The organism is Aliterella sp. E5.1, from assembly GCF_057473825.1.
The window spans coordinates 1-1,136 of the sequence record NZ_JBYCCV010000452.1 but is presented as its reverse complement, the minus strand read 5'-3'; the positions used below and the strand labels follow the sequence as shown (position 1 = coordinate 1,136).

Annotated in this window: 1 pseudogene; it reads left to right on the top strand. The window is 46.2% G+C overall.

Going from position 1 to position 1,136, the window contains the following annotated elements:
- Positions 1–190 precede the first annotated feature (190 nt).
- A pseudogene (locus AC2VE5_RS28160) lies at positions 191–1,136 on the top strand (proton extrusion protein PcxA); the annotation flags it as partial.

Here is a 1,136-nt window from a genome sequence, read left to right as displayed (position 1 = left end):
CGATCTCTGGTCGGGCTCCGGCTTCCCCCCGACGCCGTCGCCGAGGTGCGCACTTCGGTGGACGGGGAGACCTGGACAGATTGAAGATCAACACTTTGGCGGCCAGAAAATTTCGCTTGATTCAGGGTATGGAAATTCAGTCTCAACCTATTTTCAATCAGAGTTGAGGCGGTATCTCAACATTGCCAGAATGCGGTTGATGGAGTTTAAAGCAAGCAACCTTGTTGTCAGACAGCCCAAGCCAAAAGAGCCCCCTGGGGCTTTGACAGCTCGGATCAATCGGCAAGGCAACGGAGACTATGCCTCAGAATATACCCTGGAGTCTGACCAGTACACCCTAGAGCTGGAGATGGTAGACAAACCAGCAGAACTATTAGAAAAGCTGAAATTTGTTGATTCTGTCTTGTCTAAATATCAAGGCAAACCCGTTAATTCACCCGTTGCCACTCGCCCCGCTGAGCAAAAATTTGTTAAAAAACCGCAGACAAATCCCATTAAACTCCCGGAGACAGAATCAGACTCCTTGTACGAGTCGGAATATCTTGCCGGTGATTCAGACCCGTCAGGGCAGCTTAAGTCTCAACAGGGAAGTTTTATCCCCAGGTCAATTCTCAGAACTGCCAATCGATTTAAGAAAGAACTTGATCCAAACTATAAAACCGAAGAGGAAATCGTTAAAGACTTTCGCAGCTCGCGATTTAGAACCAGAATCGCGATCCGGTTTATTTTGTTGTTGATCATTGTGCCGCTACTCACCCAACAAATTTCTAAAAACTTTGTTGTTGGCCCTTTAGTTGACTATCTCCAAACCAATAAACATCTTGAGGTTTCTGAGCTTGTCCTCAGCTCCCCAACCATTCAGGCCAAGGTTTTAGCTGAATTAGAACAGTTTCGAGAGCAGTTAACCTTTAACCGCTTAATTGGTGATATTCCTCAGTTCTCAACCGAGGAGTTAGATATCCAACTGAGAGAAAAAGCCATGCAGCTAGCAGAAGAGTATGCCTGGGTTAGCAGTGAACCAATTAAGAATGTTCTGTCTGATGGCTTGTCTCTTGTTGCTTTTGCCGTTTTAGTCGCCACTGGCAGGCGAGAAATTGCGGTGATCAAGTCGTTTATGGACGAAATTGCCTATGACT